The sequence below is a fragment of the Flagellimonas lutimaris genome, from assembly GCF_003581615.1.
GTDB classification, from domain to species: Bacteria; Bacteroidota; Bacteroidia; order Flavobacteriales; family Flavobacteriaceae; genus Flagellimonas; species Flagellimonas lutimaris.
Window position 1 is genome coordinate 768,909 of the sequence record NZ_QXFH01000070.1, and the last position, 26,256, is coordinate 795,164.

A 26,256-nucleotide genomic window follows, 5' to 3' on the forward strand; every position below is an offset into this window, starting at 1 on the left:
ATGAAAGCTAAATTACATTTTGTTTTTTCAATAGCCATATTTTTTAGCTGCTTTTGCATTTACGGGCAGCAAGGTTATTGGAAAAGCATTCCCAAACAGACTAACCTGCGTAGTGCTTCACTAAAGGATATTTCTGGCGCTAAGAGTGTCTTTTCATTGGAAAAGGGAATGTTTTCCGATAGGATAAAATCTTTTTCCGTAGCAAAAAACAATAAGCAAGTAGTGTACCTTCCAAATAATAATGGCAATGTGGTTCCATTTAATTTGAAAGAAACTTCGGTATTGCATCCTGACCTTGCCAAGAAATACCCTAACATAAAATCGTACACGGGAGTTAGTGCCGACGGGAGATATAAGGTGAAGATGAGTAGTTCGCAAAAAGGTCTTCAAAGTATGGTTGTGGACTTGCAGAACAACAAAACAGCATTTATGGAACCGGTTTCCAATAAGTCCGACACCTATATTTTGTACGATAAAGAAGATGGACTTTCTTCGAAGATGGATTTTATCTGTGAAACCAGCAAAGACCTGTTCGGTGGGGATAATAAGTCTTCAGGCACTATGGCAAAGACCATTGTTCCTTTGGTAGATGGTCAAGTATTGCGTAAATATAGAATTGCGATTTCTGCCTCAGGAGAATATACTCAGGAGATGGGAGGGACAGTGGAAGATGCTCTTGCAGGAATCAATGCTACCATTACCAGAGTGAACGAAGTTTTTGAAACCGATTTGGGCATTACATTGGAGTTGATACCCAATAACGACCTCATTATTTTTACAAATGCGGTTACCGACCCGTATGATGATAGTTTAAATTCGGAAGTACAGTCCACCATCACTTCCATTATTGGTGAGGCGAATTATGATGTGGGACATCTTTTTCATAAAGTTGGTGAGGGGGAAGATAATGGAAATGCTGGTTTTATTGCTTCCGTTTGTGTGGACAATAGAAAGGGAAGTGCTTTTTCTTCAGCTAACAACCCACAAGGGGATGTCTATGACTTGGATTATGTAGCGCATGAACTTGGGCACCAATTTGGAGCTAACCATACATGGTCGTTCGAATCTGAAGGTACTGGAGTACAGGCAGAGCCGGCCAGCGGAAGCACAATTATGGGTTATGCTGGGATTGTTGGGGAGAATAACGTGGCATCCAATGGGGATGATTATTTTCATTATAACAGTATTCTTCAAATATCAACTTATTTGGAAACAACATCCTGTGCACAAACTACGGAATTGGTCAATTCACCACCAGTACTTACCCCGGTAAACGATTTTACAATACCAAAGGGTACTGCTTTTGTATTAGAAGGTATTGCAAGCGACCCCGATGTGGGGGATGTGCTTACCTTTACTTGGGAACAAATAGATGATGGTTTGGTGACCACAGCATCCTTTGGCCCTACCAATCCCGGTGGCGCTAATTTTAGGTCTCTTCCACCTAGTACGGACCCAAAAAGATATTTTCCACGGCTATCGGAAGTGGCTCAGGGAAACCTCACCCAAAACAACCCTGCTACAGGGGATGCTTGGGAAACTGTTTCCGAAATAGAGCGAGGCTTCAGTTTTGCGTGTACTGTAAGAGACAATGCCGCAGGTGGAGGACAGGTGATTTCAGATGTAATGGATGTAAATGTGATTAAAGCCGCGGGTCCATTTGTGGTTACTTCACAAACGAGCAATGAAATTTATGCAGCAGGTTCGGTACAAGAAATCACATGGGATGTGGCCAGTACCAATATTGCTCCAGTGAACACCAAAACAGTGGATATTTTTCTTTCCTTGGATGGAGGGTTAACGTATCCCATCATTTTATTGGAAAACACTCTTAATGATGGGTCCGAAGAAATACAATTACCAGGTGATGTAACAACTACTGCTCGAATCATGGTAAAAGCAAGCGACAACATATTTTTTGCGGTTAATACAACCGACTTTACCATTGAGCAATCCGAAGTAGTCTTGAATTTTGCCGATCTTAAATATGAGGTCTGTCAACCGAATGATTTGGTAATTCCTTTTGTATATGAAACCTATGTTGGGTTTAATGAGAATTCCACATTCTCGGCAGATGTTCCTGCAGGTTTGTCCGCAAGCTTTTCTCCAACAGCAGCAAGTTCCGATAATACTTCGGTGGATCTGACCTTATCCAATACCAATGGCGTTGTTCCCGGTGTTTATGATATTACAGTTACTTCGACCGCTGCATCTGTGACTAAAAGTGTGATTTTTGCGCTAACGGTACAGGATGGTACTTTTCCCGATGTAGCACTATTGTCACCTGCTAATGGAGAAGGTGGAGTTTCTTTGGATGCTGAACTCATTTGGGAAGAAAACCCGCTGTATTCCAGTTATGATGTTGAGGTTGCTACCGATGCTGGCTTTACCAATATTGTTGAATCTGCCTCGATTCCATTTACAATCTATAAAACAACCAGTTTGGTGGAACAAACCGAATATTTTTGGAGGGTTCGACCAAATAATGGCTGTGGAACAGGAACTTTTGGAGCCGCATTTAATTTTATCACATCACAAGTTGATTGTAAGAACAAAGAATCTAACGACCTGCCTATTACTGTTTCATCTTCAGGTACGCCAACAGTGACCACATCAGTGTTTTTTTTGGAAGATTTACCTATATCCGATGTGAGTGTCAACTTGGAATTGGACCATACCTATTTGGAAGACTTGATTATAACTTTGATTTCACCAGCCGGGACAGAGGTAACATTGATCTCTAATACATGCGGAGACTTAAATAACATTAATGCGGTTTTTGATGATGATGGAAGCCCCATTGAATGTACAGGAAGCCCAGCGATTTCTGGAACGGTAACACCTCTAGGGTCATTAGCTTCATTTAAAGGTGAATCCATTTTGGGTGAATGGATTTTGGAAATTCAGGATACAGCTTCGAGCGATGGAGGAACTTTGATAGGTTTTTCTTTGGATATCTGTATTGAAGGAAATTACCGGCCCGATGAAGATGAAGATGGGGTTTTTGACGATGGTGATGATCTTTGCTTGGGAACTCCAAAAGGTGTTGAGGTAAATACCAATGGGTGTGCCATTTATAGATTTGCCCAAGATAATTTTGAAGTTGAAATAGAAAGTGAAACTTGCCGTACCAGCAATAATGGCTCCATTACAATAACACCTTTTGATACCTCCATAACCTATACGGCTGTTTTGACTGGTCCTAGTGGTGCGGATTCATTTGATTTTACCGACTCTCAAATATTTAGCAATTTAACCGCTGGTGATTATTCTCTTTGTATTACAGGAACAAATGGTATGATTACCTATCAGGAGGTATGTTTCAATGCTGTAATTACACAACCAGATGTTCTGGATTTGTCAGCGTTAGTAGATGCGGGTATTTTGAGTATAGAATTGAGTGGAGCTTCATTTTATAATATTGAGCTCAATGGATTGGTAACTCAAACAGAAGCATCAAAGGTTCAGCTGGATTTGAAGGAAGGCACTAATAAATTGAGGGTCTATTCAAACTTGCCCTGTCAAGGTGTAATAGAAAAAACCTTGTTCTATTCCTCAAGGCCCATATTGTCTCCAAACCCAGTAGAGAGCACTACAGAAATCTATTTGGGAGGTTATGAAGGAAATGTGGGAATTCAAATATTTACGGCCAATGGTAGACTGGTGCAAACGGAGAATAGAAGGGTTTTTGGAGATGACCTTCAATTGGATCTATCTAATCTTACCAAAGGGATTTATTATCTACGAGTTGAAAAAGCCGGAGTAAAAGAAATGTTTAAACTTATAAAAAGATGATTCGGAATTTAATTAGGTTATCCATAATGGCTTTATTGGTTTCTTGTGGGGGTGATGATGGTCCTCCTCCAGCACCGGAAGGGGCAATGTTGGTGTTTCCTGAAGAAAATTCTGAGTGCACTACCGGTACCGATATCAATCAAACGTCCACCCAGATAACTTTTAGGTGGATGGCATCCAACAATACGGAGAGCTATACCCTTAGTGTTGTGAATTTGGAAACCAATGTGCCTCAAAATATATCTACCACTACCACTTCTGCCAGTCTTACGATTACCAAGGGAACACCATTTGCATGGTCCGTTACATCTCGGAATTCTGATTCTGACCAAGTAGCTTCAAGTGTAACATGGTTATTTTATAATGCGGGTTCACAAACTACCTATACACCCTTTCCCGCGCAACTGGTCAAGCCTGCATCAGGTTCTACCGTACAAAAGGATATTGCCAATGAAGTTGTTTTGGAATGGTCCGGTGCAGATGTGGACAATGATATTGATTCTTTTGAGGTGTTTTTCTCAGAGGTGAATCCTCCAAGTACTTCTGTGGGAATAACGAATTCAACCACCATGGAATTGCCTGTAGGTGTAGAATCTGGTACGACCTATTATTGGAGAGTCCTAACAACCGATTTGGAGGGTAATACCTCAGATTCAGGGGTGTTTGACTTTAAAGTGCTCTAGATTTACTTGCCATTGAATTGGTTCATGGTGTTTTTTGCACCAGCAAATATGAATGAGCGTATAAGGTCAGTAGATACTTTTAGTCTTTCTGGCATGGCTTTTTCTTGGTCATCATCCCATTTGCCCAAAACATAATCCACCTGTTTGCCTTTACTGAAATCAGAACCTACACCAAATCTAAAGCGGTTATATTTAGTTGTCTGTAAAACATTTTGGATGTCCTTTAATCCATTGTGGCCACCATCACTTCCCTTGCCTTTTAATCTTAGGGAGCCAAAAGGTAGGTTAATGTCATCCGTTACCACCAATATGTTGTCCAGATTTATATTTTCCTTATCCATCCAGTATTTTACTGCTTTGCCGCTCAAGTTCATGTAAGTGGATGGTTTTAAGCATACCACACTTTTTCCCTTGTGTTTAAACGTCGCAGCAGCTCCCAGTTTTGCACTTTCAAAAGTAAAACCCTCCTGTTCTGCCAAAAAGTCAAGAATCTTAAACCCAATATTATGGCGGGTATCCTCATAATCAGGTCCAATATTTCCAAGACCAACAATCAAAAATTTTTTCATGGGGTCGATTTCTTTCAGTAATTGTTTTGATGGGCCAAAAAGCTTGTTGATGAATTTGAGCATCGACGATGTTAGGTTTCTCTAAAAATACAAAAGCATCCCAAATTTTACCAAAGTAAAAAAGGGATGCTTTTGCAAAATCTTCAAAGTGCTATTCCGCAGCTTCGGCTTGAGGAGCTTCTCCAGCTTCGGCGCCTTCACCTTCTGCACCTTCTTCATCTTCATCTTCTATCTCGTCATCAACAGAAGTTCTAGAAGCTTTCACCTGAACGATAGCGGTACTATCTGGGTGTAAGAATGTATAGTCGTCGTTTAGAATAGTTTCCACAGCAATGGTTTGACCAATCCTCAACTTGGAAATATCAATAGTGATAAAATCAGGAAGCAAATCGGGCAATGCTCTAATGGAAAGTTTTCTTTTTCTGAAAAGTAAACGTCCACCATTTCGTACCCCTGGCGAATTTCCTTCCAAACGTACTGGTATTTTCATGGTGATTGGTTTGTCTTCGAACAATTGGTAGAAATCAATGTGAAGAATTTTGTCCGTTACAGGGTGAAATTGAATATCCTGTAATATGGCGGCAAACTTTTCGCCATCCTTCAATTCAATTACTACGGTGTGTGCATTTGGGGTGTACACCAAGTCTTTGAATGCGATTTCATCAGCTGAAAAATGCAATGGTTTATCCCCTCCGTACAGCACGCAAGGGACCTTTCCAGCATTACGTAAGGCTTTGGTAGAAACCTTGCCCACGCTTTCTCTTTGGGATCCTTTGATTGTAATTGACTTCATTGTTAAATATTAAATTGATTTACATTAAAAATTTTGAAGATATGGATGTGTTGTGGTGCACTCGGTGCATTACATCTGCAAACAGATCGGCACATGACAATATCTTTATTTTGCTTTTATCTTTGTCTACTGGAATGGAATCGGTTACGATTAATTCAGTCAACTTTGATTTTTCTATTTTTTCGTATGCATCACCCGATAAAAGTCCGTGGGTAGTTACGGCACGTACACTTACTGCACCTCTCTCCATCATCAAATCAGCAGCTCTGGTAAGGGTGCCTGCCGTATCAACCATATCATCAGCTAATACTACATTTTTTCCTTTTACATCGCCTATCAGTTCCATATGGGAAATAACATTGGCCTTGGCTCTTTGCTTGTAACAGATGACCACATCGCATTCCAGTGCTTTTGAATAAGCATAGGCTCTTTTGGAACCTCCCATATCTGGGGATGCAATACACAAGTTGTCCAGATTCAGTCCTTTTAAATAAGGCAAGAATAGGGTGGAGGCAAACAGATGATCTACCGGCTTTTCGAAGAAGCCTTGGATTTGGTCTGCATGCAGGTCCATGGTAATTATTCTTGTGGCGCCTGCGGTTTCCAACATTTTAGCTACCAATTTTGCAGCAATGGGAACACGTGGTTTGTCCTTTCTATCCTGTCTGGCCCAACCAAAGTAGGGCATAACGGCAGTAATGTGTCTGGCGGAAGCTCTTTTGGCAGCATCCAGCATCAACAACATTTCCATCAAGTTTTCCGAGCTTGGATTAGTGGAACCAATTATAAAAATTCTTGCTCCCCGAATTGACTCCTCGAACGAAGGCTGGAACTCACCATCACTATAACGTGAGAATTGGACTTTTCCCAATTCTGCGCCATAGGAAGCGGCAATCTTCTCACCCAGCTCAACGCTTTGGGTGCAAGCAAAAATTTTAGGTTCCGGAACTTGATAGGCCATTACAATCTCTTGTTAACTAGCGTTTTAAAGTACTTTTTAATAAGGAGGTGCAAATTTAAGAATTAATTCGGGTTGCTAAAGGATAAATGAAAGTATTTTTTGGTGATAAATAAAAATATTTTTTTAGCTTTGCACTCGCATTTGAAAAATGTGAGGCCAATGCCTTGGTGGCGGAACTGGTAGACGCGCTGGATTCAAAATCCAGTTCCTTCGGGAGTGAGGGTTCGATTCCCTCCCAAGGTACTTCAAAAACCCTGACAATAGAAATTGTCAGGGTTTTTTGTTTGTGGAGATGACTATTTGGTTGCCTTAGAAAAATATTCGTAAAGTTAGATTTGGAGTAAATCCCAAAGACCTTCTTTGTATAACCTGTTCCAAAAGCAATTCTCCATTTTGTTGATTGGTTCTGTGGATGATGGCAAGAGGTACGATACGGTCGTAGATATTCAAAGCCGAAATGCCCAATTGGATTTTAGTGGATTTGGGATTGATCGCAAAATCATAGGTCAAAGAGGCATCCAGCCTATGGAAACTGGGTAATCTGCCGCTGTTCAACGATTCAAATGTAACCGCTTTGGATTCTTCATCGTAATTTTTAATCGGAGTAAATGGTGTTCCCGTGCGATATTGCCATCCTAGGGAAAGCTTCAGGTTTTTGATGTCCAAACTATTGGATACCCTAAAGCTATTCGGTATATCGTTGTTTCCTGAAAAACTACTTTCTTGGATCTCATCAAAAGTAAAATTCACATCATTGAAGGAATATCCTGCCCAGAAACTGTAGTTTCGAATGCGTTTTTTCAATAGTATATCCACTCCTATAATTCGACTTTTTCCTTTACTCAGGTTGGGTTGAGGCAGATGAAAACCCTGACTATAGGAAGTGAGTCCTTTTAAATTTTTATAATAGGCCTCGGCATCAACGGTCCACCCATTTTTATCAAAAAGCAAACCTGCCGAAAATTGATTGCTTTGTAAAAGGGGGTAGTCCGTATTGTCGGACAGTCTCCAAAGATTGTTTTCCAGCCTAAGCTCGGTTTGGTTAAATTCGATAAGTTGCGAAATGGGTTGGTTTCTTCTTTCCATTCCTGTACGTATCCGAAGGCTTTTGTTGATGGGCATCTCAATATTTAATCTTGGTTCCAGATATAGATTCCCTAAACTGCCATAGTGTACGGCTCTTAGCCCTATTTTTAACAATGCTCCATTGTCTTTTCTGAAGCTGTATTCTCCAAAAAGTACATTTTTTAAGTTGCTATCCTGCACGGGAAGGCTAATATTGTCCGTAGGATCCAAATTGGATACATAGCTCATATCTATTTCCAAATTGGTATTGGAAAGTTGGTATCCGAAACTTAGCAGATCATTGTTTTTAAAAACCCTATCCGACTTGAGTTCCAATCCAAAATCACTTATTCTGTTCCCTCGAATATTGGTTTCTTCCAATACGTCACCGTACAATTCCAGATTTCGGTAATACGAATCGTAGGATGAAAAATATGTGGTAATCTGATCTGTCTGCCTCGAAGAGGTTTGGTGTTTCCAATTGATGCTTACGCCTCCGTTCCCGGTGGCCAAGGAATCCCTTTTTGTTTCACCTTTGTTTTGGAACGAAAAAAGCGTACGGTTTCTGGTCATTAATGCACTAACGGAAAGTTTGTCCTTTTCAGAAGGTTGGTACACGTATTTTACGTTGATATCGTAAAACCGAAACTCACTGTCACTGTTACCATACGTATAGCCGTCGTCGGAACTTACATTCAACGGATTTCCGTTACGGTCCGAAATTGGGCCCGAATTACTGAAAATTTTCTTGGCATAGGCTTCATAGGTCTGGGTTTTGAGAATGTCCAAATAGGCATTTCTAGCATATAGGGACAAAGATGATTTGTCCGATAGAGGTGTTTTAATATATCCGTCCACACTCAATCCATCTATTCCAACCCCTCCGGATACCTTGTTGGAAACCTTGTCATCGGTACTTATATCGATAATCCCCGAAACCCGGTCACCGTAGGCGGCGCTGGTGGCTGTCTTAAAAATCATTGCTTTTTCAGTAGCATATGGGTTAAATCTGGACAACATGCCGTAAAGATATCCGCTATTGAACACTCGGATATGATCAAAAAGCACCAAATTTTGATCGGAAGTGCCCCCATGTATTTGTATACCGGAAGCTGACTCATCCAAACTGGAAACACCGGGAATCATTTGGATGCTCTGTAAGATGTCGGGTGTTGTCTGTCCAGGAATTGGCCCTAAAGGTTTTTGGGTAATGGCAATGGAGCCATCGCGGTTCCGATCTATTCCCGTTGTAATGTATGAAGTGACTATGACCTCATCCAGTTCTTTGTAAACTGCCGATAGATAGATGGGATTACATGTATCCGTTGGCTTAATATCCAGAGAACCATAACCCGAAACTTCAACCAGATATTTGGTTTTCCCTGAATCCTTAAACTTGACATTTCCTTTTTGATCGGTTTCCTTCACCAAACTTGAATCTACCACAACCTGGGTTTCTGTAATGGGCAATCGGGTATCTTGATCCAATAAGTAAAGACAGATTTCTTTTTCTAGTGAAATAGGTGCAATAATGATGTGTGCTTGGCCATCGATTTTTTCAAAACGTAATCCCGTCTGCGCTTCCAGGAGGCCAATAAGTTCGTCCATGGACATACCCTCTGCCAAGGCAGTAATCGTTTTATTGTCAATGAGATCCTCAGCATAGGAAAAGCTCAGGCTCATTTCCTTTTCCAGTTGTAGGATGACCTCTTTTAAGGGAGTTTCTTTGAATTCGAAGAATAGATTTTCTTGGGCATGGGATATAGGGATGCCCAGAAGGAACAATAATAGAGTTATAAAATACCTCATTTCTTATTCAGACAAGGTAACAATTCTTTTGTCCTTAGAAATATGATATTTGACACCCATGGGTTCCAAAGTTGTCTTTAGGGCGTTTTCAAGATTGTTGTGGGTGAATTTCCCTGTGAATTTTCGATTGATATCAAGGTCATTCAAATTAAACATAATAGGATATTGTAGGGATAGCTCATCCAAAACTTCAGAGAGTGGTTGTTCTGAAAAGGAAGAAAATCCATTTTGCCAGTCTGGAGTGTTTTGTGAAAATTGTTTTTGATAGAGTTCCCCATTTATCAATTGGATTTCCATTCCTTGGGTGAGCTCCATGCTAGAATGGGTTTTGTCCAATGGATTAAATACTACAGAACCTTCATAGCATTGAACTTTAAAACCCTTACGGTTCTTAATGTTGAATTTGGTTCCCAAAACCGAAACTGTTCCTTGGGAAGTTTTCACCGTAAAATCGTCACCTGATTTGATATCAAAAAATGCCTCGCCGTTAAAATCCACAGAGCGGTCTTCCTCCCAATTAAATCGTTTGTAGGATAATCTTGAATTGGAGTTCATCTCAATGATAGAGCCATCAGCGAGAAGCACGGACTCTTTTTCGCCAATACCGGTGGAATACGATTTTGTGCCATAGAAATAGGTGTAGCCAGTAAACAATAAGGCAATGCATGCCGCAGCCGCAGAAAATAACCATAAGCGTTTTACTTTGGGCTCTTTCTTTACCTTTTGATTTTTTGAAGTAACAAGGGAGAGGGCCTTTTCAGTATCTATTTTAGGGCCGTTCAGGGATTTGGCGGCATTATCAATGGCCATAATTTCCCTATGGACATCGGATGCCTTGAACCCTGTTAGTTCCTCTTCGCTCAATTCTCCTGCTAACCATCGGGCCAAAAAATCTTCACTGGCGTATTTTTCCTCCATAGGCATTTACTCTCTTATTTAAATGACAGTTAAACAACCGATTACCCTATTAAAATTTTAATTCTTTTCCAAGTACTTCCCGTAAGCTCAACAAGGCCTTGCTCATTCTACGTTCAATTGCCTTTACACCAAGCCCTAATATTTCTGCGATTTCTGTATAGGTTTTCTTTTCCACTCTGCTTAACAGATATACTTCCCTTTCTTTTTGTGGCAAGGAAGCAATGGCTGCTTTAAGCTTTTCGTGGAATTCATCCATTTGCATTAAATATTCAGGGTTTTCATTGTCCACGGAAGGTGTTACCTTTTCTAAATGTTTCAATACAATTTTCTCATGTGCTTTTTCATTTAGGAAAGAGTTGTTGGCTGCCCTGTACAGGTAAGCCTTCACTTTGGAAAATGAAACCGTGGAACACAACTTCCAAAGTTTCACAAATACATTTTGAACAATATCCTCGGCCTGTGCAAGGTCTCCACATTTATAATAAATAAATCGTGTCACTGTTTCGTAGTGATCACGAAATATTTGATTGTAGGTTTTTTGTTCACAAATGGATGGCTCTTCCTCTGTCATGTTCTGTTTTGGGCGAAACTACTTTAAGTAGATTATAAAAATAGTTAGAAAAAAATAGGGTGTCCTGTTTTTTGACTGTCTAAGTAATAGAAAAAGAAATTAATATCTAGTTATGGACAACAAAAAATGGGTCACAACCTTGATTGTAGGTTGTTTTTTTCTACTTCAAAACCTTGCTGCCCAAGATTGGCAAACAAATTTTGAAAAAGCCAAAGATCTAGCTCAAAAAAATAACAATAACATTATTCTGGTCTTCCAAGGTTCCGACTGGTGCGCGCCTTGTATTAAACTGGATAGAGAGGTTTGGAGCAAAGAGGATTTTCAAAAACTGGCCAAGGATCATTTTGTTATGCTCAAGGCCGATTTTCCCAGAAGAAAAAAGAACAAATTACCTACGGAACAAGAAGCACGGAACAAATCCTTGGCTGCAAAGTATAATCCAAACGGTTATTTCCCCTATGTGGTGGTGTTAGACCCATCAGGAAAAGTCTTGGGGCAAACTGGGTATGAAAAAATGGGTCCAAAGGCTTATTTCAATAAGTTGAACTCATTCTAAGGATACTGTGATGTTAAGGTTAAAACAAGCTACATCGAGTGCCATTCTTTTCTTTTTGGTTGTATCCGGTTATTCAGGAGGATTAAATTCGACATTCAGGGATAACACATCTAACCTAGAAGTATACCAGCGTACCCTAAAATTAATGGGAAGCCGTTTCGACCTAACCGTTGTAGCAGAAAATCAAAAAAAGGGAGATGAATATTTGGATATGGCCATATCCGAGATTTCGAGAATTGAAAAAATAATTTCTTCATGGGATTCTCAATCGCAAACCTCCGCGATTAACCGTAATGCAGGAGTATCGCCGGTAAAAGTGGATTCGGAACTTTTTCAACTTATTGAAAGGGCCCTTAAGATTTCCAAGTTGACCCAAGGCGCTTTTGATATTAGCTATGCTTCTATGGACCGTATCTGGAAGTTTGATGGTTCCGTAACCGAGATGCCCCAAGCGGAAGTGATAAAGCAATCGGTATCCAAAGTTGGTTATCAAAACATCATTCTAAACCATAAAGAGCAAACTGTTTTTCTAAAAAACAAGGGGATGAAAATTGGCTTTGGGGCTATTGGAAAAGGGTATGCTGCGGACAAAGCCAAAAAATTATTGGTAAAACATGGAGTGACTTCCGGCATTATCAATGCATCTGGGGATTTAAACGCCTGGGGTACCCAACCAGATGGGAAGGACTGGATGGTAGCCATTGTAAATCCATTGAACAAGAGCAAGGTTTTTTCTTGGTTGCCCATAAAGGATCAAGCTGTAGTTACCTCGGGCAATTATGAAAAATACATCATCCTGAATGGGGAGCGCTATACCCATATTATAGACCCGAGGACGGGATACCCCAGCAAGGGCATTTTAAGTGCCACAATTTTTACCAAAAATGCAGAACTGGCAGATGCCCTGGCCACTTCCATATTTGTTATGGGCGTGGAAACAGGCCTTGATTTTGTGAATCAGTTGAAGGGAGTCGAATGCATTATTGTGGATGAAAACAATAAGATTATCACATCCAAAAATATTGCCTTAAAAGAAATAGAAACTCAAAGTAGATAAATCTGAATATGAAGAAGATTTTAATTGCATTGTGCAGCTTGTCCAGCCTATCCTCGTGTATAGTGTTGCACGAATACGATAAGGTGAACATAAATGATCCGGACATGGTGCTGGCCGATAAAAAATTGGCAAAGTTCGAAACCAATTATCAGGTATACCGCGAAGGTGCCTCTGGTGGAAACGGAGGAAAAACAGGAGGTGGCTGTGGATGTAATTGAGCGGAACATGTATAAGATAATTTGGGTATTACTACTAAGTCCCTTAATGGGTTTGGCACAGCAAGAAAATACCGGGAGTTACAAAAAACGGGTATTGGAGTCCACCGAAGTGGATATTCTGTCCAGTTATTACGAGCAAACCGGCAATAATGCCTCGGTTACAGGAGGTATTGGAACCGAAAAATTGACCGATGTCGCACCATCCATTGTTGTGAGCATCCCATTGAACGATGACGATGCTTTGACCGTGGATGCCGGTATTAGTACCTACACTTCCGCATCTTCCAGTAATTTGAATCCATTTGATTTGACCAAAAGTGGATCAGGTGTTAGTGGGGCATCTGGGACCTCTGGTGTCGGAGGTGGTGACGATGATGGATTTGGCGACGATAACAATAATGGAGGTTATTCCGGTGTAATCGGAAGTCCGTGGTTGGCATCTTCTGGAGCTTCCCGACAAGACACATGGGGCGGTATTACCGTGGCATATGCCCATAGTTCGGATGATAGAAACCAGATATGGAATGCCAATGCATCTTTTGCGACGGAATATGACTATACATCCTTCGGTTTTGGGGGTGGAATTACCAAGTTGTTTAATGAAAAAAATACCGAAGTAAGTGTAAAGGGAAGTGTGTTTTTGGATACCTGGTTGCCCAGATATCCTACTGAGTTGGATAGTTACCTAGAAGCTGGAAATAACCTGAACAGTGGATTTTTCAATGGGGTGGATATTTTGGACAGCAACGGAAATGTCACAGATAAAAATGGTCCAAATACGTGGAGACCTATTGACGGATTTAGCTTGATTTCGGACAAAAAACGGAACAGCTTTGCCCTTTTGGTATCCTTTTCCCAAATTCTGGGCAAGAATACGCAAATGTCTGTTTTTGCTGATGTGGTAAATCAACAAGGTTGGCTCTCCAATCCCATGCAGCGAGTCTATTTTGCTGATGTCCCCAACTATTTTATCGGAAATCCGGCAAGTATATCCTATTACACTTCATCCCAAAACACTGATGCTTTTATGTTAGCTGATGATATAGAGCGGTTACCGGACAATAGGATGAAATTTCCAGTTGGTTTCCGTTTGAATCATTATTTCAATGAGGTGCTTACCGTACGGACATATTATCGTTATTATTTTGACGATTGGGGGCTGCAGTCGCACACAGCAAGTGTTGAACTGCCGATTAAAATAACTCAAAATTTTACGCTGTATCCATCATATCGATATTATACGCAGAACCAGATAGACTATTTTGCTCCCTTTGACACCAACCTATCCACTGAACAGTATTACACATCTGACTTTGATTTGTCGGCTTATGACGCCCATCAAGTTGGATTTGGAATCAGCTACACTGATATTTTCACCAAGTTCAGGACATGGCATTTCGGACTCAAGAGCATCGACTTAAAATACAACAACTATCAACGGAGCACAGGCCTAAAAGCCAATTATTTTGGTCTGGGATTCAAATTTGTAATGGATTAAAAATTGGACTTTGCATATGTTTAAAAATATTTTTCCATCACGTTTTTCCATCATCAATGCTTTTGCAATGTTGTTTTTGACCGTCTCCTCTTTGGTTCGGTTTATTTTCTTGGCGATGGATTTTTCACAGGTAGAACATTCCTTTTTTGGGTTGATCAAAATATTCTTTATGGGCCTGTTTTTTGATTTGGGAACGATATCTTTTTTCTCCGTGGTAGCTACCCTTTACTTTCTTTTACTGCCTAAGCGATTTTATGGTTCGTTTGTTGATAGAGTTATCTGCTATTTTGGTTTGGCCGTTGGATTGTTGATTGTTTACTTTTCCTTTTTTGCCGAAATCACTTTTTGGGATGAGTTCCAAAGACGTTTCAATTTTATTGCGGTGGATTATTTGGTATATACCTACGAGGTAGTAAAGAACATCAACGAATCTTATCCATTGCCTATTCTTATCGGGGGCATGTTGCTTTTAGTAGTGCTCACCATCTGGTTGTTTAAACGCAAGGGAGTGTTCAAGAAAGCATTTGGGTCAACGGCCACTTTTCGTCAAAAGTTGGTGCCCACGCTTATCGCTATGGTACTGGTTTCATTTTACAGTGGAATCATAGAGAACGAGGATGCAGAGATTTCGAACAACCGCTATAACAATGAACTGTCCAAAGCGGGGATTTATTCCTTTTTTGCAGCTTTTAGGAACAATGAGCTCAGCTATACGGAATTCTATAGGACCATACCTGAACAGAAAGCCCTTTCTATGGTCGAGGAACGTATAAAAGCTCCCTCCGATAGCCTTCTCAACCCCCAAAAGAACATACTAAGACTTGTAAAAGGAAATGTAGAAAAAAGACCGAATGTGGTACTCGTTTGTGTGGAGAGTCTGAGCGCTAGTTATTTAGGTGTTTTTGGGAATGACGAAAAACTGACTCCCAATTTGGATTCCATCGCAAAGGCTGAAATTTATTTCACCAATTTATATGCAACAGGTACAAGAACGGTACGAGGAATGGAGGCCATTACAATGGCCGTTCCGCCAACACCAGGAAGAAGTATCGTAAAACGGGAACATAACCAAGACCTATATACCATTGGCGAAGTATTTAAAAGCAAGGGGTATGCCCGGACTTTCTTTTATGGAGGTGATGGTTATTTTGACAATATGGACAAATTTTTCAGTGGAAATGGGTTTGATATTGTGGATCGTGGAAGAGGTTTTTTGCCATCGGGAGATATTGTTACAAAACGAAATAATATAGAAGATGATGAGGTGACTTTTGAAAATGCATGGGGCGTATGTGATGAAGATATTTTCAATAAGGTCCTAAAGGAGGCTGATAAGTCCTCAAAGCAAGGAAAACCTTTTTTCAATTTTATAATGACCACCTCCAACCATAAGCCCTATACCTATCCAGGGGGAAGGATAGATGTTCCATCAGGTACAGGACGGAGCGGTGCGGTCAAATATACCGATTATGCTATTGGGGATTTTTTGAAAAAAGCCAAAACCAAACCTTGGTATGATAATACGGTGTTTGTTATTATGGCCGACCACTGCGCCAGTAGTGCTGGTAAATGGGAGCTGGATGTGGCCAATTATCGTATTCCGGCCATTATTGTCAATTTAGATGGGTTAAAAGGAACTCAAATTGACCAACAATGTTCGCAAATAGATGTAATGCCGACCCTATTTTCTCTTTTGGGCTGGGAGTACAAGAACAACTTTTTCGGTAGAGATGTTTTTAGCATAGAGCCTACTGAGCAAAGAGCTTTTATTGGTAATTATAGAAAGCTTGGTCTTTTAAAATCAAATAATTTGATGGTTTTGGGTGATGGAAAAACCGCTAATCAATATAAATGGAACCAACAGGACAACAGCTTAAAAAAGGAACCTGTGGACACTACATTTTTGACTCAGACCATTTCATTTTACCAATTAGCGGATTACCTCTATAACCATGGCGGACTTGATGTAAACCTTGCGCGATGAAGAAGGTGCATTTTATAGTGAATCCGATTGCTGGCAAGGGAGATTTAAAATTCAATGAAAGTTTTTTGTCCGGATACTTCGATTCAAAACAATATGAATTAACTGTAAAAGTGTCCAATTACGCCGGTCATGCTGCGGTTTTGTCCACCGAATCCTTAAGAGATGGAGCGCAAGTTCTTGTAGCTTGTGGAGGGGATGGTACCATCAACGAAGTGGCCTCGTGTTTAGTGGGGACCGACGTGCCTTTGGGGATTATACCAATGGGTTCGGGGAATGGATTGGCCGAAAGTTTAGAAATTCCTCGAAACATCAAGGAGGCTGTTAAAATTATCAAGGAAAGTAGAACCAATGGAATAGATGTCGCCTTGGTGAACGGGAAACCTTTTTTTAGCAATATGGGAATCGGCTTTGATGCAAAAGTGATTTCCAATTATAACAACTGCGGTAAAAGAAGATTTTGGGCCTACCTTAAAGCTGTTCTAAAATCTATCAAAGAATTTAAGAACAGTGAAAAGATAAAGGTTGAACTAAACGGAAAAACTTTCAAGGCAAACCCCTTTATGTTTTTTGTTTCAAACTCAAAAGTAATGGGGTATGATATTTCCCTTACTCGAATGGCATCATTGCAAGATGGTTTGTTGGACGTAGTGATTATCGAAAACTTGAACAGAGGAGAAATGCTAATGCTAGGTTTTTTTATTCTACTCAGATTAAATCAAGACCTCAAAAAAATTCAATATTTCAAGGTAAAGGAACTCAAATTGGCCTTTGAAAATAATGACACCACTCACCTTATGCAAGCAGATGGTGAATTACACCATTTGACCGATGGAGAGGTTGTTGTTACTATTGAGAAAAAGGCTCTGAATGTTTTGGTTCCTTAAAATTGGAATTTTCATTTGCTCATAAATATTGTTGACAAGTCTTTTTAGGAGATGTATGCCTTAATCTTTAAGGTCGGTCGAAAAACTTTAATGAATTCCTCCTATTTTTTTGATTTCCACTGAATCCCAGATGTTTACAGGTTTCGATTGTATTGTCGACAGGTTTTGTTAAAAAACTGTGAAAAAAAATTTGATAGGGATGAGAATCGCTGGTTTTTTTCGGAGCCCTTATTTTACGTTTGCTCCCACGGATTTTCGTTGTCCAAAAATTCAAATGTTGATAAAAGTGTTAAGAACCTGATTGGGGTGACTTAAAATCCAAGTAAAGAAAATGTGAATTTTACAGTCAAGCTATTTTTTTCAACTCCAAACCGTTTTCTTCATGCAGATTACTCACATAACCAAGAGGGATTTTAGTACGCAAGAATTTGATTTACACAAGATTACAAATGCAATCTTGAAGGCCATGACCGCTGTGGAACATGGTCAGATCACCGATGCGCAGACCATTGCCAACAATGTAAACCAAACGTTGTTGGAACGAAAAAGTCAAGACGAACATTATTTGCCGACCGTTGAGGAGGTACAAGATGTTGTTGAGAACGAACTGATGGATAGTGAGTTCCACGATGCGGCAAAAGCCTACATTATTTACAGGAACAAAAGGGCTCAAATGCGCGAGTCGGATATCTTCGAGAAGCGCATCAATTTGAAGCCTTACGAGTATCCACAATTGTATGAGTACGTGCCTGCGATTAGACACTCCTATTGGATACATACCGAGTTCAACTTTACGAGTGATATCCAGGATTTTAAATCTGGGTTGAGCGAAGTTGAACGTAGTGCCATCAAGAATACCATGTTGGCCATTTCTCAAATTGAGGTAGCGGTAAAATCATTCTGGGGCGATATCTACCATCGTATGCCAAAGCCTGAAATTGGTTCGGTCGGAGCTACGTTTGCCGAGAGTGAGGTACGTCACCACGATGCCTACTCCCACCTTTTGGAGATTTTGGGATTGAACCAGGAGTTTGAAAACCTGAAGAAAAAACCAGTTATCATGAAGCGGGTGCAGTATTTGGAGACTGCCCTTAAAAATGCAAAAAGCGAGAACAACAAGGAGTATGCTGAGTCCATCTTACTATTCTCTTTGTTCATTGAGCACGTATCCCTGTTCTCTCAGTTTTTGATCATCATGGCGTTCAATAAGCATAAAAATGTGCTTAAGGGAATATCCAATGTTGTGGAGGCAACTTCAAAAGAAGAACAGATTCATGGTGATTTCGGTATCGATATTATCAACATCATCAAAAAAGAACATCCAGAATGGTTTGATGATGCCTATAAAGAGATGATTCAAGATATCTGTGAGAAAGCATTCGAGGCAGAAAGTAAAATAGTGGACTGGATTTTTGAAGCTGGTGAATTGGATTTCTTGCCAAAGAACTTGGTAAACGAATTCATTAAAAACAGATTCAACAATTCATTGGAGAGCATTGGAATCACCAAAATATTCGACGTTGATCAAAAACTATTGGAGCAGACCGAATGGTTCGATGACGAGATCATAGGAACAAAACACGGAGACTTTTTTGTAAAAAGATCCATCAACTATAGCAAAAGAACACAAAGTATAACCAGCGACGACCTTTTTTAAATTATGGAGAAGAGAACACAAACAACCCCAATTACCGAACTTAAGCAGGACAACAAAACTCAAGAACTTGTAAACGCAAGAAAGGACACCTTGTCCAAACTTAAAAGCGAAGAAGGCAAGGGATTTGAATGGTTGAACGAGTATAGCCGAAAATTTTTGGCATCTGGATACCTAACGGAGGGAGTAAGTCCAGAGGAACGTATCCGAGAAATTGGAGATAGGGCAGAAGAGATTTTGCAGATACCGGGGTATTCGGATAAATTCTACGGTTACATGTCCGAAGGTTTTTTCTCATTGGCTTCTCCAGTGTGGTCCAACTTTGGTAAAAAACGTGGTTTGCCCATCAGTTGCTTTGGGTCTCATATTGATGATGACATGGGGAATATCCTGTACACCCAGTCGGAGGTCGGAATGATGTCCAAACTTGGGGGTGGTACATCTGGGTACTTTGGTAAAATAAGGCACAGAGGGGCTCCTGTTAAAAATAATGGGCAAGCTTCTGGAGCGGTTCATATTATGCAGTTGTTCGAATCCATGGTCGATGTGGTAAGCCAGGGGTCGGTACGTCGCGGTCGTTTTTCTCCATATTTGCCGATTGACCATAAGGATATCATGGAATTTTTGGAAATTGGTACCGAAGGGAATCCTATCCAGCAATTGACCCATGGGGTAACGGTGACCAACCAGTGGATGCAAGAAATGATAGAAGGTGACACTGATAAAAGAACCGTTTGGGCCAAAGTATTGCAGCGCAGAGGGGAAATGGGATATCCCTATGTGTTCTTCTCTGACAACGCCAATGACGGCGCTGCAGATGTTTATAAAGACAAAAATCACCGTATCCACGCCAGTAACCTGTGTACGGAGATTATGTTGCCATCCAATGATAACTGGTCTTTTGTTTGTGTGCTTTCCAGTATCAACTTGATGCATTACGATAAATGGAAAAAGACCGATGCGGTTGAAACCATGGTTCACTTCTTGGATGCCGTAATTACGGAGTTTATCGAAAAATTGGAGGTTTATAGGGATTCTTCCGATAGAGAAGATCGACAAACCTTCTTGTTTATGGAGAGAGCTTATAACTTTGCCAAGCAAAACCGTTCGTTGGGTCTAGGTGCTTTGGGATGGCACTCTTTGTTGCAGTCCAAACGATTGGCCTTCAATAGCCAAGAGGCCTATAACTTGAACAGCGAAATTTTTAAAGAGATCAAAGAGCGTTCTTATAAAGCTTCGGAACAATTGGCGGAGCGTTTTGGTGAACCCGAAGTTTTGAAGGGTTATGGAAGACGTAATGCTACGTTGAACGCCATTGCACCTACTACATCATCCGCCTTTATTTTGGGTCAGGTATCCCAAGGAATTGAGCCTATTTGGTCCAATTGCTATGTAAAGGATATCGCTAAAATAAAGACCACTATCAAAAATCCATTTTTGATGGAGTTGTTGGAGGAAAAAGATCAAAACACTTCAGAGGTTTGGAAGAGTATCCGTGATATGGACGGTTCGGTTCAGCACTTGGATTTCTTGACCGAGGAGGAAAAAGCGGTGTTCAAGACTTATTCAGAATTGGATCAATTGGACATTGTTTATCAAGCGGCCAACAGACAAAATCATATTGATCAAGGACAATCGGTAAACATTATTGTACACCCCGATATGCCTACCAAGGATGTCAACAAAATCCATGTTACGGCTTGGAAATTGGGTCTAAAATCCTTGTATTACCAGCATAGTATGAATGCTGCACAAAAATTCAAGCAAAAGAAAGATTGTGTGAGCTGTGAAGCATAGAAGATATAATAACCAACTTTAAAGAAAAGGGCCCTAGTAAAACAGGGTCTTTTTTTTGCACAATACTTTTTTATTCCTGAGGAGCGGCTCCATAATGGTATTTCCGGTTTAAAAAAGTGTATTGGCACCAATTGTAAGACAACGGTTTTTCTTCCATCAGTAATGTATGTTTTCACAACAAAACCGTCTTGCCATACAACATAACTTCTCATTTTTAACCCGTTCTTGATAAGTTTGGGTAAGCCTTACTATGTAAGGAGAACCTCATCAACTAAACTATGTACAAACCCCAATCCTCCCTAATTTCCAGGAGCTTGCTATTGGTAGTTTTACTTCTGCTCGTTTCATTTAAAGCGGCATATTCGCAGGATTGTGTGGTTAATGCTGGTACAGACCAAACTTTTGACCAGACTACCTCGGTTTTTTTAAATGCTGATACCCCTCCAGTAGGCACAGGGTCTTGGACACAGCTTTCAGGTCCTACATTGGTGACTTTTAATGATATCAACGACCCCAATGCACAAGTATTCAACACCACATTAGGGACTTACATTTTTGAGTGGACCGTTTCCGATGTCACTTGTGATACAGCTTCAGATAAAGCAGCAATTACCATTGAGGGCATAGATTTAGAAATGGAAATGGTCGTCAGTGACACAGAACCCGATATAGGCGATGTGGTCACTTTTACCATCAATCTGAGCAATATCGGAGGTGTTGGTGCTACAGGGGTAGCTATTGAAAACTTGGTTCCCTTTGGTTTCACAAATATTACCGCTATTAATAATAGCGGAACCTTCAGTTTTTTGACAGATAAAGTAACTTGGACGGGAATTAATGTTCCCGTAGGAACCAATACAGCGTCTTTAAATTTTAATGCCACGGTACAGACACCAACGGGCACACTGGGAGAATTCACCCATATAGCCGAAGTAATTTTTGCAAATCAATTGGATGTGGACAGTACGCCCAATAACGATGATGGTGACCAGAGTGAAGATGATGAGGATAACATAACAGTAGCTCCGCTCCAAGCCGATTTATCCTTGATCAAGTCGGTTGTAGGAGGAGATTTGTCACCCTTTGTCGGCGAACAGATTAGTTTTGAAATATCCATTTCCAACGATGGCCCACACGCTGCAACAAATGTGCGCGTAGTAGATCAGTTACTGTCAGGGTTCAATTTTGTTTCCTATTCTGCGACTACCGGAACCTATGATCCAATTAGTGGTTTTTGGGAGGTGGGAACTTTGCCCAATGGAAATACAGAGAACCTTACCATTGATGTTGTGGTAAATACCTCAGGAAATTATACCAATACCTCACAAGTTATTGCTTCTGATGCTTTCGATATCGATTCAACTCCATCCAATGGTGTTTCTTCGGAAGATGATCAGGGAGATGTAATCGTGGCTCCAGAGGAACTCATTGATTTATCCTTGACCAAAACAATTGATAAATCACCTCCCTTGGTGAGTGATAATGTTAGGTTTACGCTGACGGTAACCAATGATGGTCCGAGCGATGCTACTTCTGTGGAAGTGACTGATCTATTACCGTCGGGATACACTTATGTTTCTGATAATGGGGGAGGTACTTATGATGAAATCACAGGAATTTGGAATATAGGGTCTTTGGCGAATGGTAGTTCCACGAGCTTAAGTATCCTTTGCAATGTGAATGCGTCCGGAGATTACAACAATGTTGCGGAAATTACGGGGCATGATCAAACTGATATTGATTCAACCCCAAATAATGATGCGCCTGGTGAGGATGACCAAGACGAAGTTTCGGTAATACCAGAACCTTTGGTTGATATTTTTGTGACCAAAACGGTAGACCAGCTGATTCCAGAAGTGGGAGAGGAGATACTTTTTACTGTAACCGTCCAAAATGATGGGCCTAGCGATGCCACCAATGTGGTGGTTACCGATGTTTTGGCTTCCGGTTATCAATTGGTAAATACTACACCCTCAACGGGAACCTACAATGCTACCAATGGATCATGGGTCGTTGGTGATCTGGCCAATGGTGCCTCCGAGACTCTGGAGGTGGCTGTGGAAATTTTACCGACAGGAAATTATACCAACACAGCTGAGCTGACCAATGTTGCCGAAGATGATGTGGACTCCAGTCCCAACAATAACAACGAATCAGAAGATGACCAGCAGACCGTAGAACCTATTGTCGTTCCAGTTGCCGACCTGTTATTGCGAAAATCGGTAAATGTATTGAGCCCTTATGTAGGTCAAGAAGTAATTTTTACGATTAATATTTCCAATCTTGGGCCAAGTGATGCTTCTGGAGTTGAGGTAATGGATTTGTTGCCGGATGGGTACACTTATGTTTCCCATGGTACTACGGCGGGAATTTATAATGACACTACAGGGATGTGGATTCTTAACGGAGATATGGCCGATGGAAGTACCGAAACACTGTCCATTGTGGCCACAGTAAACAACACAGGTGATTATTTCAATGTTACAGAAGTATTTGCTTCTGACCAATATGACCCCAATTCAATTCCTAACAACAACAATGTTTTTGAAAATGACCAGGATAATGCGGGAACTACACCTATTCCTTCAGCAGATTTAAATTTAGACATAAGTGTAGACAATGAATTTCCCGATGTTGGGTCTCAGGTTACTTTTACCGTCACCCTGACCAATGAGGGACCTAGTGATGCTGTAGGTGTTGAAGTAGAGAATATATTGCCTGGTGGTTTTACCTATGTTTCGGATGATTCAAGTGGGGCATTTAATCCATCCAATGGACTTTGGGGTGTAGGAATCATTCCTTTGGAATCTCAAATGGAACTGAACATTGTTGCCCAGGTGAATCCTTCAGGGAATTACACCTCAACTGCAGAGGTTGTTGATGCCACTTTTTTTGATGCTGATTCCACTCCAGATAATAATATTTTATCAGAAGATGATCAAGACGAACAATTGATCACTCCAAGACACGTAACCGATATTTCCGTATCTAAAGTGGTAAACGACATGAATCCCGAAGTAGGCGATGAGGTTGTTTTTACCATCGAAGTGAACAATGATGGACCCAACGATGCTTCAGGATTGATTATTGAAGATGAATTGGAAAACGGTTATCAATTTGTTTCCGCTTCGACAACAGCTGGAATCTATGACGAAATAGCTGGTTCTTGGGATTTGCCCGCCATTACCGATGGGTCAACCGAAACTTTGGAGGTCAGAGCGATTGTGCTTTCAAGCGGCGAATATAAAAATACTGCAGAACTGATAGCCTTGGATACTTATGACCCAGATTCCAGTCCAAACAATAATTTAGGTTCCGAGGATGATCAAGCGACCATTATTCCCCTTCCTGGTGGATTGAACGATTTATCGCTTTCAAAAACGGTAGACAATACAAATCCCAATGTAGGAGATGTAGTTCGGTTTGTGGTAAGTGTCACCAATAACGGTCCATCCGATGCCAGAAACGTTGAGGTCACCGATGTTTTACCATCTGGTTATACGTACGAATCCCACACCTCAACAGCTGGGCTTTACAATATTGATTCAGGGATTTGGAGTATAAACCGAACCATTTTAAATGAGGATACAGAGAGTTTGGAAATTTTGGCCGTGGTCAATGCACCAACAGGAACCGAAGACGAATATTTAAACGAGGCCTTTGTTACATCAAGTTTGTATGCGGATCCCGATAGCGATCCATCAACAGGGATGGATCAAGATGATTTTACCGATGGTATTTCGGATGACGATGAAGTATCTGTTTTTGTGGTGCCTCAAACTACCGATATTGTTGTCACAAAAAATGTGGATAATGCAATGCCCAATATTGGAGATCAGGTTGTGTTTGAAATAACCGCAACCAATCAAGGTTTAGATGATGCCGTTAATATTGGAATACAGGAAGAACTGCCTTCCGGTTATCAATTTGTAAGCTCCGATGTAACTGTTGGAACTTATGATTCTGAGGCTTCTTTTTGGGAAATTGAATCCTTGCCCGTTTCCGAAACGGCCACTTTGCTGCTTACTGTAGAGGTTTTGGATGTTGAGGATTACATGAACAGAGTTAGTTTGGCCTATGTGGACCAATGGGATGTGGATGAAAGTAATAATGATGCCGAAGCATTTGTAGAGCCCAGTTGTCTGGTAGTGTACAACGAATTTTCACCGAATGGTGATGGTGTAAACGACTATTTTAAGATTGACTGTATTTCTCGTTACCCTGGCAATTCACTTCAGGTGTATAACCGATGGGGAAATATTGTTTTCCAGACACGATCGTATAAGAATGATTGGGACGGTACTCCGAATGGGCGTGCCATTGTTCAGCCCGAAGACCAGCTGCCCGTAGGCACCTATTATTATGTATTGGATTTAGGAGATGGGTCTGAACCACGAACAGATTGGTTGTATTTAAATAGATAAATATGGGGGTTGTTTTTACAAAACATATAACAAAGGGATATAAACAAGCTTGTCTATTGCTGTTTACCCTGTGCTCAGTTTCCATGTATGCACAGCAAGACCCTCAATTCACCCAATATATGTACAACACCATGAGTGTTAATCCAGCCTATGCTGGTTCCAATGGCCATTTAACAGCTTTGTTGTTGCACCGATCACAATGGGTAGGAGTAAATGGTGCTCCTAATACGCAAGTATTGGCCGTGGATACACCTTTGGAAAACAAACTTGGGATAGGGGGAATCATCTCTCGTGATGCCTTGGGACCTTCTTCCGAAATATCGGTCGACGGAAATGTTTCCTATACCATTCAATTGGATAGTGCCAATAGTAAGCTTTCTTTTGGGATGAAGTTGGGCGGACGCATTTTTGATGTGGATTTTTCCAAAGGACTTACTGAAGATGCGGATGTGGCCTTTCAAAATAATATCAAAAGCAAATTCTTCCCTACTATTGGGGCGGGAATATATTACGATACGAAGAAGGGGTATTTGGGGTTTGCCATACCCAATTTCTTTTCACAAAAGCATTACGATGGCGAGGAGCAAGAAATTGCTGCGGAGCGATTGCATTATTACTTTATTGGTGGAAAGGTTATGGATTTGACCCCTGATGTAAAATTGAAGCCAGCTTTCTTTGTAAAATGGGTTCCGGGTGCTCCGATCGTTGCCGATGTTTCGGTAAATACCATGCTCAAGGAAACTTTCACTTTTGGTTTGGCCTACCGTTGGGACGATTCTTTTTCCACTTTGTTGGGAATGCAGATTAACCCGAATTTTAGTGCGGGCTATGCCTACGATTTAACCACTTCCAATTTGGCAAGCTACACAGGAGGGTCTCACGAACTTTTTGTGCGATACGAGTTCAAATCCAGCAAAAAACCAAAAGAGGAGCCTACGTTCTAAGTTTTAGTAAATGTATCTTCCTTTAAGAACTATTCTTCAGCTAGAAATTGTCATTATCTTTAGCATTGCAATGAAA

At 40.7% G+C, this 26,256-nt stretch carries 18 protein-coding genes and 1 tRNA gene; 13 read left to right on the top strand and 6 right to left on the bottom strand.

The features are described from left to right. Together D2V08_RS07905 and D2V08_RS07910 are read left to right on the top strand one after the other, a co-directional pair. On the top strand, positions 1-3,795 hold the full coding sequence (locus tag D2V08_RS07905) for a reprolysin-like metallopeptidase (protein WP_119607494.1): 3,795 nt from the start codon (positions 1-3) through the stop codon (positions 3,793-3,795). Beyond that, on the top strand, positions 3,792-4,478 hold the full coding sequence (locus D2V08_RS07910; protein ID WP_119607495.1) for a hypothetical protein: 687 nt from the start codon (positions 3,792-3,794) through the stop codon (positions 4,476-4,478). The genes D2V08_RS07905 and D2V08_RS07910 overlap by 4 nt, the downstream gene beginning before the upstream one ends. Positions 4,479-4,480: 2 nt before the next feature. Here D2V08_RS07910 and pth read toward each other — a convergent pair whose 3' ends face one another. The 3 genes from pth to D2V08_RS07925 all read right to left on the bottom strand — a co-directional run bounded on the left by pth (position 4,481) and on the right by D2V08_RS07925 (position 6,801). After that, a complete protein-coding gene (gene pth / locus D2V08_RS07915; protein WP_119607496.1) occupies positions 4,481-5,110 on the bottom strand; it encodes an aminoacyl-tRNA hydrolase in 630 nt (209 codons plus the stop codon). Positions 5,111-5,198: 88 nt separating this feature from the next. Next, positions 5,199-5,840 (bottom strand): 50S ribosomal protein L25/general stress protein Ctc, encoded by a 642-nt coding sequence (locus D2V08_RS07920; RefSeq protein WP_119607497.1) that lies wholly within the window; start codon positions 5,838-5,840, stop codon positions 5,199-5,201. Between the two features lie 19 nt (positions 5,841-5,859). Further along, a complete protein-coding gene (locus D2V08_RS07925; protein WP_119607498.1) occupies positions 5,860-6,801 on the bottom strand; it encodes a ribose-phosphate pyrophosphokinase in 942 nt (313 codons plus the stop codon). A gap of 161 nt (positions 6,802-6,962) precedes the next feature. On the opposite strand from D2V08_RS07925, the gene D2V08_RS07930 reads away from it, so the two are divergent. After that, positions 6,963-7,044: transfer RNA gene (locus D2V08_RS07930), tRNA-Leu, on the top strand. A 66-nt stretch (positions 7,045-7,110) separates the two neighbouring features. Here the strand turns inward: D2V08_RS07930 and D2V08_RS07935 are convergent. From D2V08_RS07935 to D2V08_RS07945, 3 genes are read right to left on the bottom strand one after another with little or no spacing between them, the layout of a single operon-like run. Further along, entirely contained in the window at positions 7,111-9,675 is a 2,565-nt protein-coding gene (locus D2V08_RS07935; protein ID WP_119607499.1) for a TonB-dependent receptor plug domain-containing protein, read from the bottom strand. A gap of 3 nt (positions 9,676-9,678) precedes the next feature. After that, positions 9,679-10,599: a FecR family protein gene (locus D2V08_RS07940; protein WP_119607500.1), complete on the bottom strand. Its 921-nt coding sequence runs from the start codon at positions 10,597-10,599 to the stop codon at positions 9,679-9,681. Between the two features lie 43 nt (positions 10,600-10,642). Next, positions 10,643-11,164 (bottom strand): RNA polymerase sigma factor, encoded by a 522-nt coding sequence (locus tag D2V08_RS07945; RefSeq protein ID WP_119607501.1) that lies wholly within the window; start codon positions 11,162-11,164, stop codon positions 10,643-10,645. A gap of 112 nt (positions 11,165-11,276) precedes the next feature. On the opposite strand from D2V08_RS07945, the gene D2V08_RS07950 reads away from it, so the two are divergent. The 10 genes from D2V08_RS07950 to D2V08_RS07995 all read left to right on the top strand — a co-directional run bounded on the left by D2V08_RS07950 (position 11,277) and on the right by D2V08_RS07995 (position 26,180). Continuing rightward, positions 11,277-11,720 carry a thioredoxin family protein gene (locus D2V08_RS07950; protein WP_119607502.1) on the top strand — a complete coding sequence of 148 codons (444 nt, stop codon included), beginning with the start codon at positions 11,277-11,279 and terminating at the stop codon, positions 11,718-11,720. A 10-nt stretch (positions 11,721-11,730) separates the two neighbouring features. Further along, positions 11,731-12,777 (top strand): FAD:protein FMN transferase, encoded by a 1,047-nt coding sequence (locus D2V08_RS07955; protein ID WP_119607503.1) that lies wholly within the window; start codon positions 11,731-11,733, stop codon positions 12,775-12,777. An 8-nt stretch (positions 12,778-12,785) separates the two neighbouring features. After that, positions 12,786-12,995 (top strand): DUF4266 domain-containing protein, encoded by a 210-nt coding sequence (locus D2V08_RS07960; protein WP_119607504.1) that lies wholly within the window; start codon positions 12,786-12,788, stop codon positions 12,993-12,995. Between the two features lie 7 nt (positions 12,996-13,002). Beyond that, positions 13,003-14,493, top strand: a complete 1,491-nt coding sequence (locus tag D2V08_RS07965) for a DUF3570 domain-containing protein (protein ID WP_119607505.1) — start codon at positions 13,003-13,005, stop codon at positions 14,491-14,493. A gap of 16 nt (positions 14,494-14,509) precedes the next feature. Then, complete coding sequence (locus D2V08_RS07970) at positions 14,510-16,477, top strand: LTA synthase family protein (RefSeq protein ID WP_119607506.1); 1,968 nt, start codon at positions 14,510-14,512, stop codon at positions 16,475-16,477. Further along, positions 16,474-17,361: a diacylglycerol/lipid kinase family protein gene (locus tag D2V08_RS07975; protein WP_119607507.1), complete on the top strand. Its 888-nt coding sequence runs from the start codon at positions 16,474-16,476 to the stop codon at positions 17,359-17,361. Before D2V08_RS07970 ends, D2V08_RS07975 begins: the two co-directional genes overlap by 4 nt. 382 nt (positions 17,362-17,743) lie before the next feature. Next, on the top strand, positions 17,744-19,018 hold the full coding sequence (locus D2V08_RS07980; protein WP_119607508.1) for a ribonucleotide-diphosphate reductase subunit beta: 1,275 nt from the start codon (positions 17,744-17,746) through the stop codon (positions 19,016-19,018). A 3-nt stretch (positions 19,019-19,021) separates the two neighbouring features. Continuing rightward, positions 19,022-20,812 carry a ribonucleoside-diphosphate reductase subunit alpha gene (locus D2V08_RS07985; RefSeq protein ID WP_119607509.1) on the top strand — a complete coding sequence of 597 codons (1,791 nt, stop codon included), beginning with the start codon at positions 19,022-19,024 and terminating at the stop codon, positions 20,810-20,812. Between the two features lie 278 nt (positions 20,813-21,090). Continuing rightward, positions 21,091-25,236 (top strand): T9SS type B sorting domain-containing protein, encoded by a 4,146-nt coding sequence (locus D2V08_RS07990; protein WP_119607510.1) that lies wholly within the window; start codon positions 21,091-21,093, stop codon positions 25,234-25,236. Between the two features lie 2 nt (positions 25,237-25,238). After that, a complete protein-coding gene (locus D2V08_RS07995; RefSeq protein WP_119607511.1) occupies positions 25,239-26,180 on the top strand; it encodes a PorP/SprF family type IX secretion system membrane protein in 942 nt (313 codons plus the stop codon). Positions 26,181-26,256 lie beyond the last annotated feature (76 nt).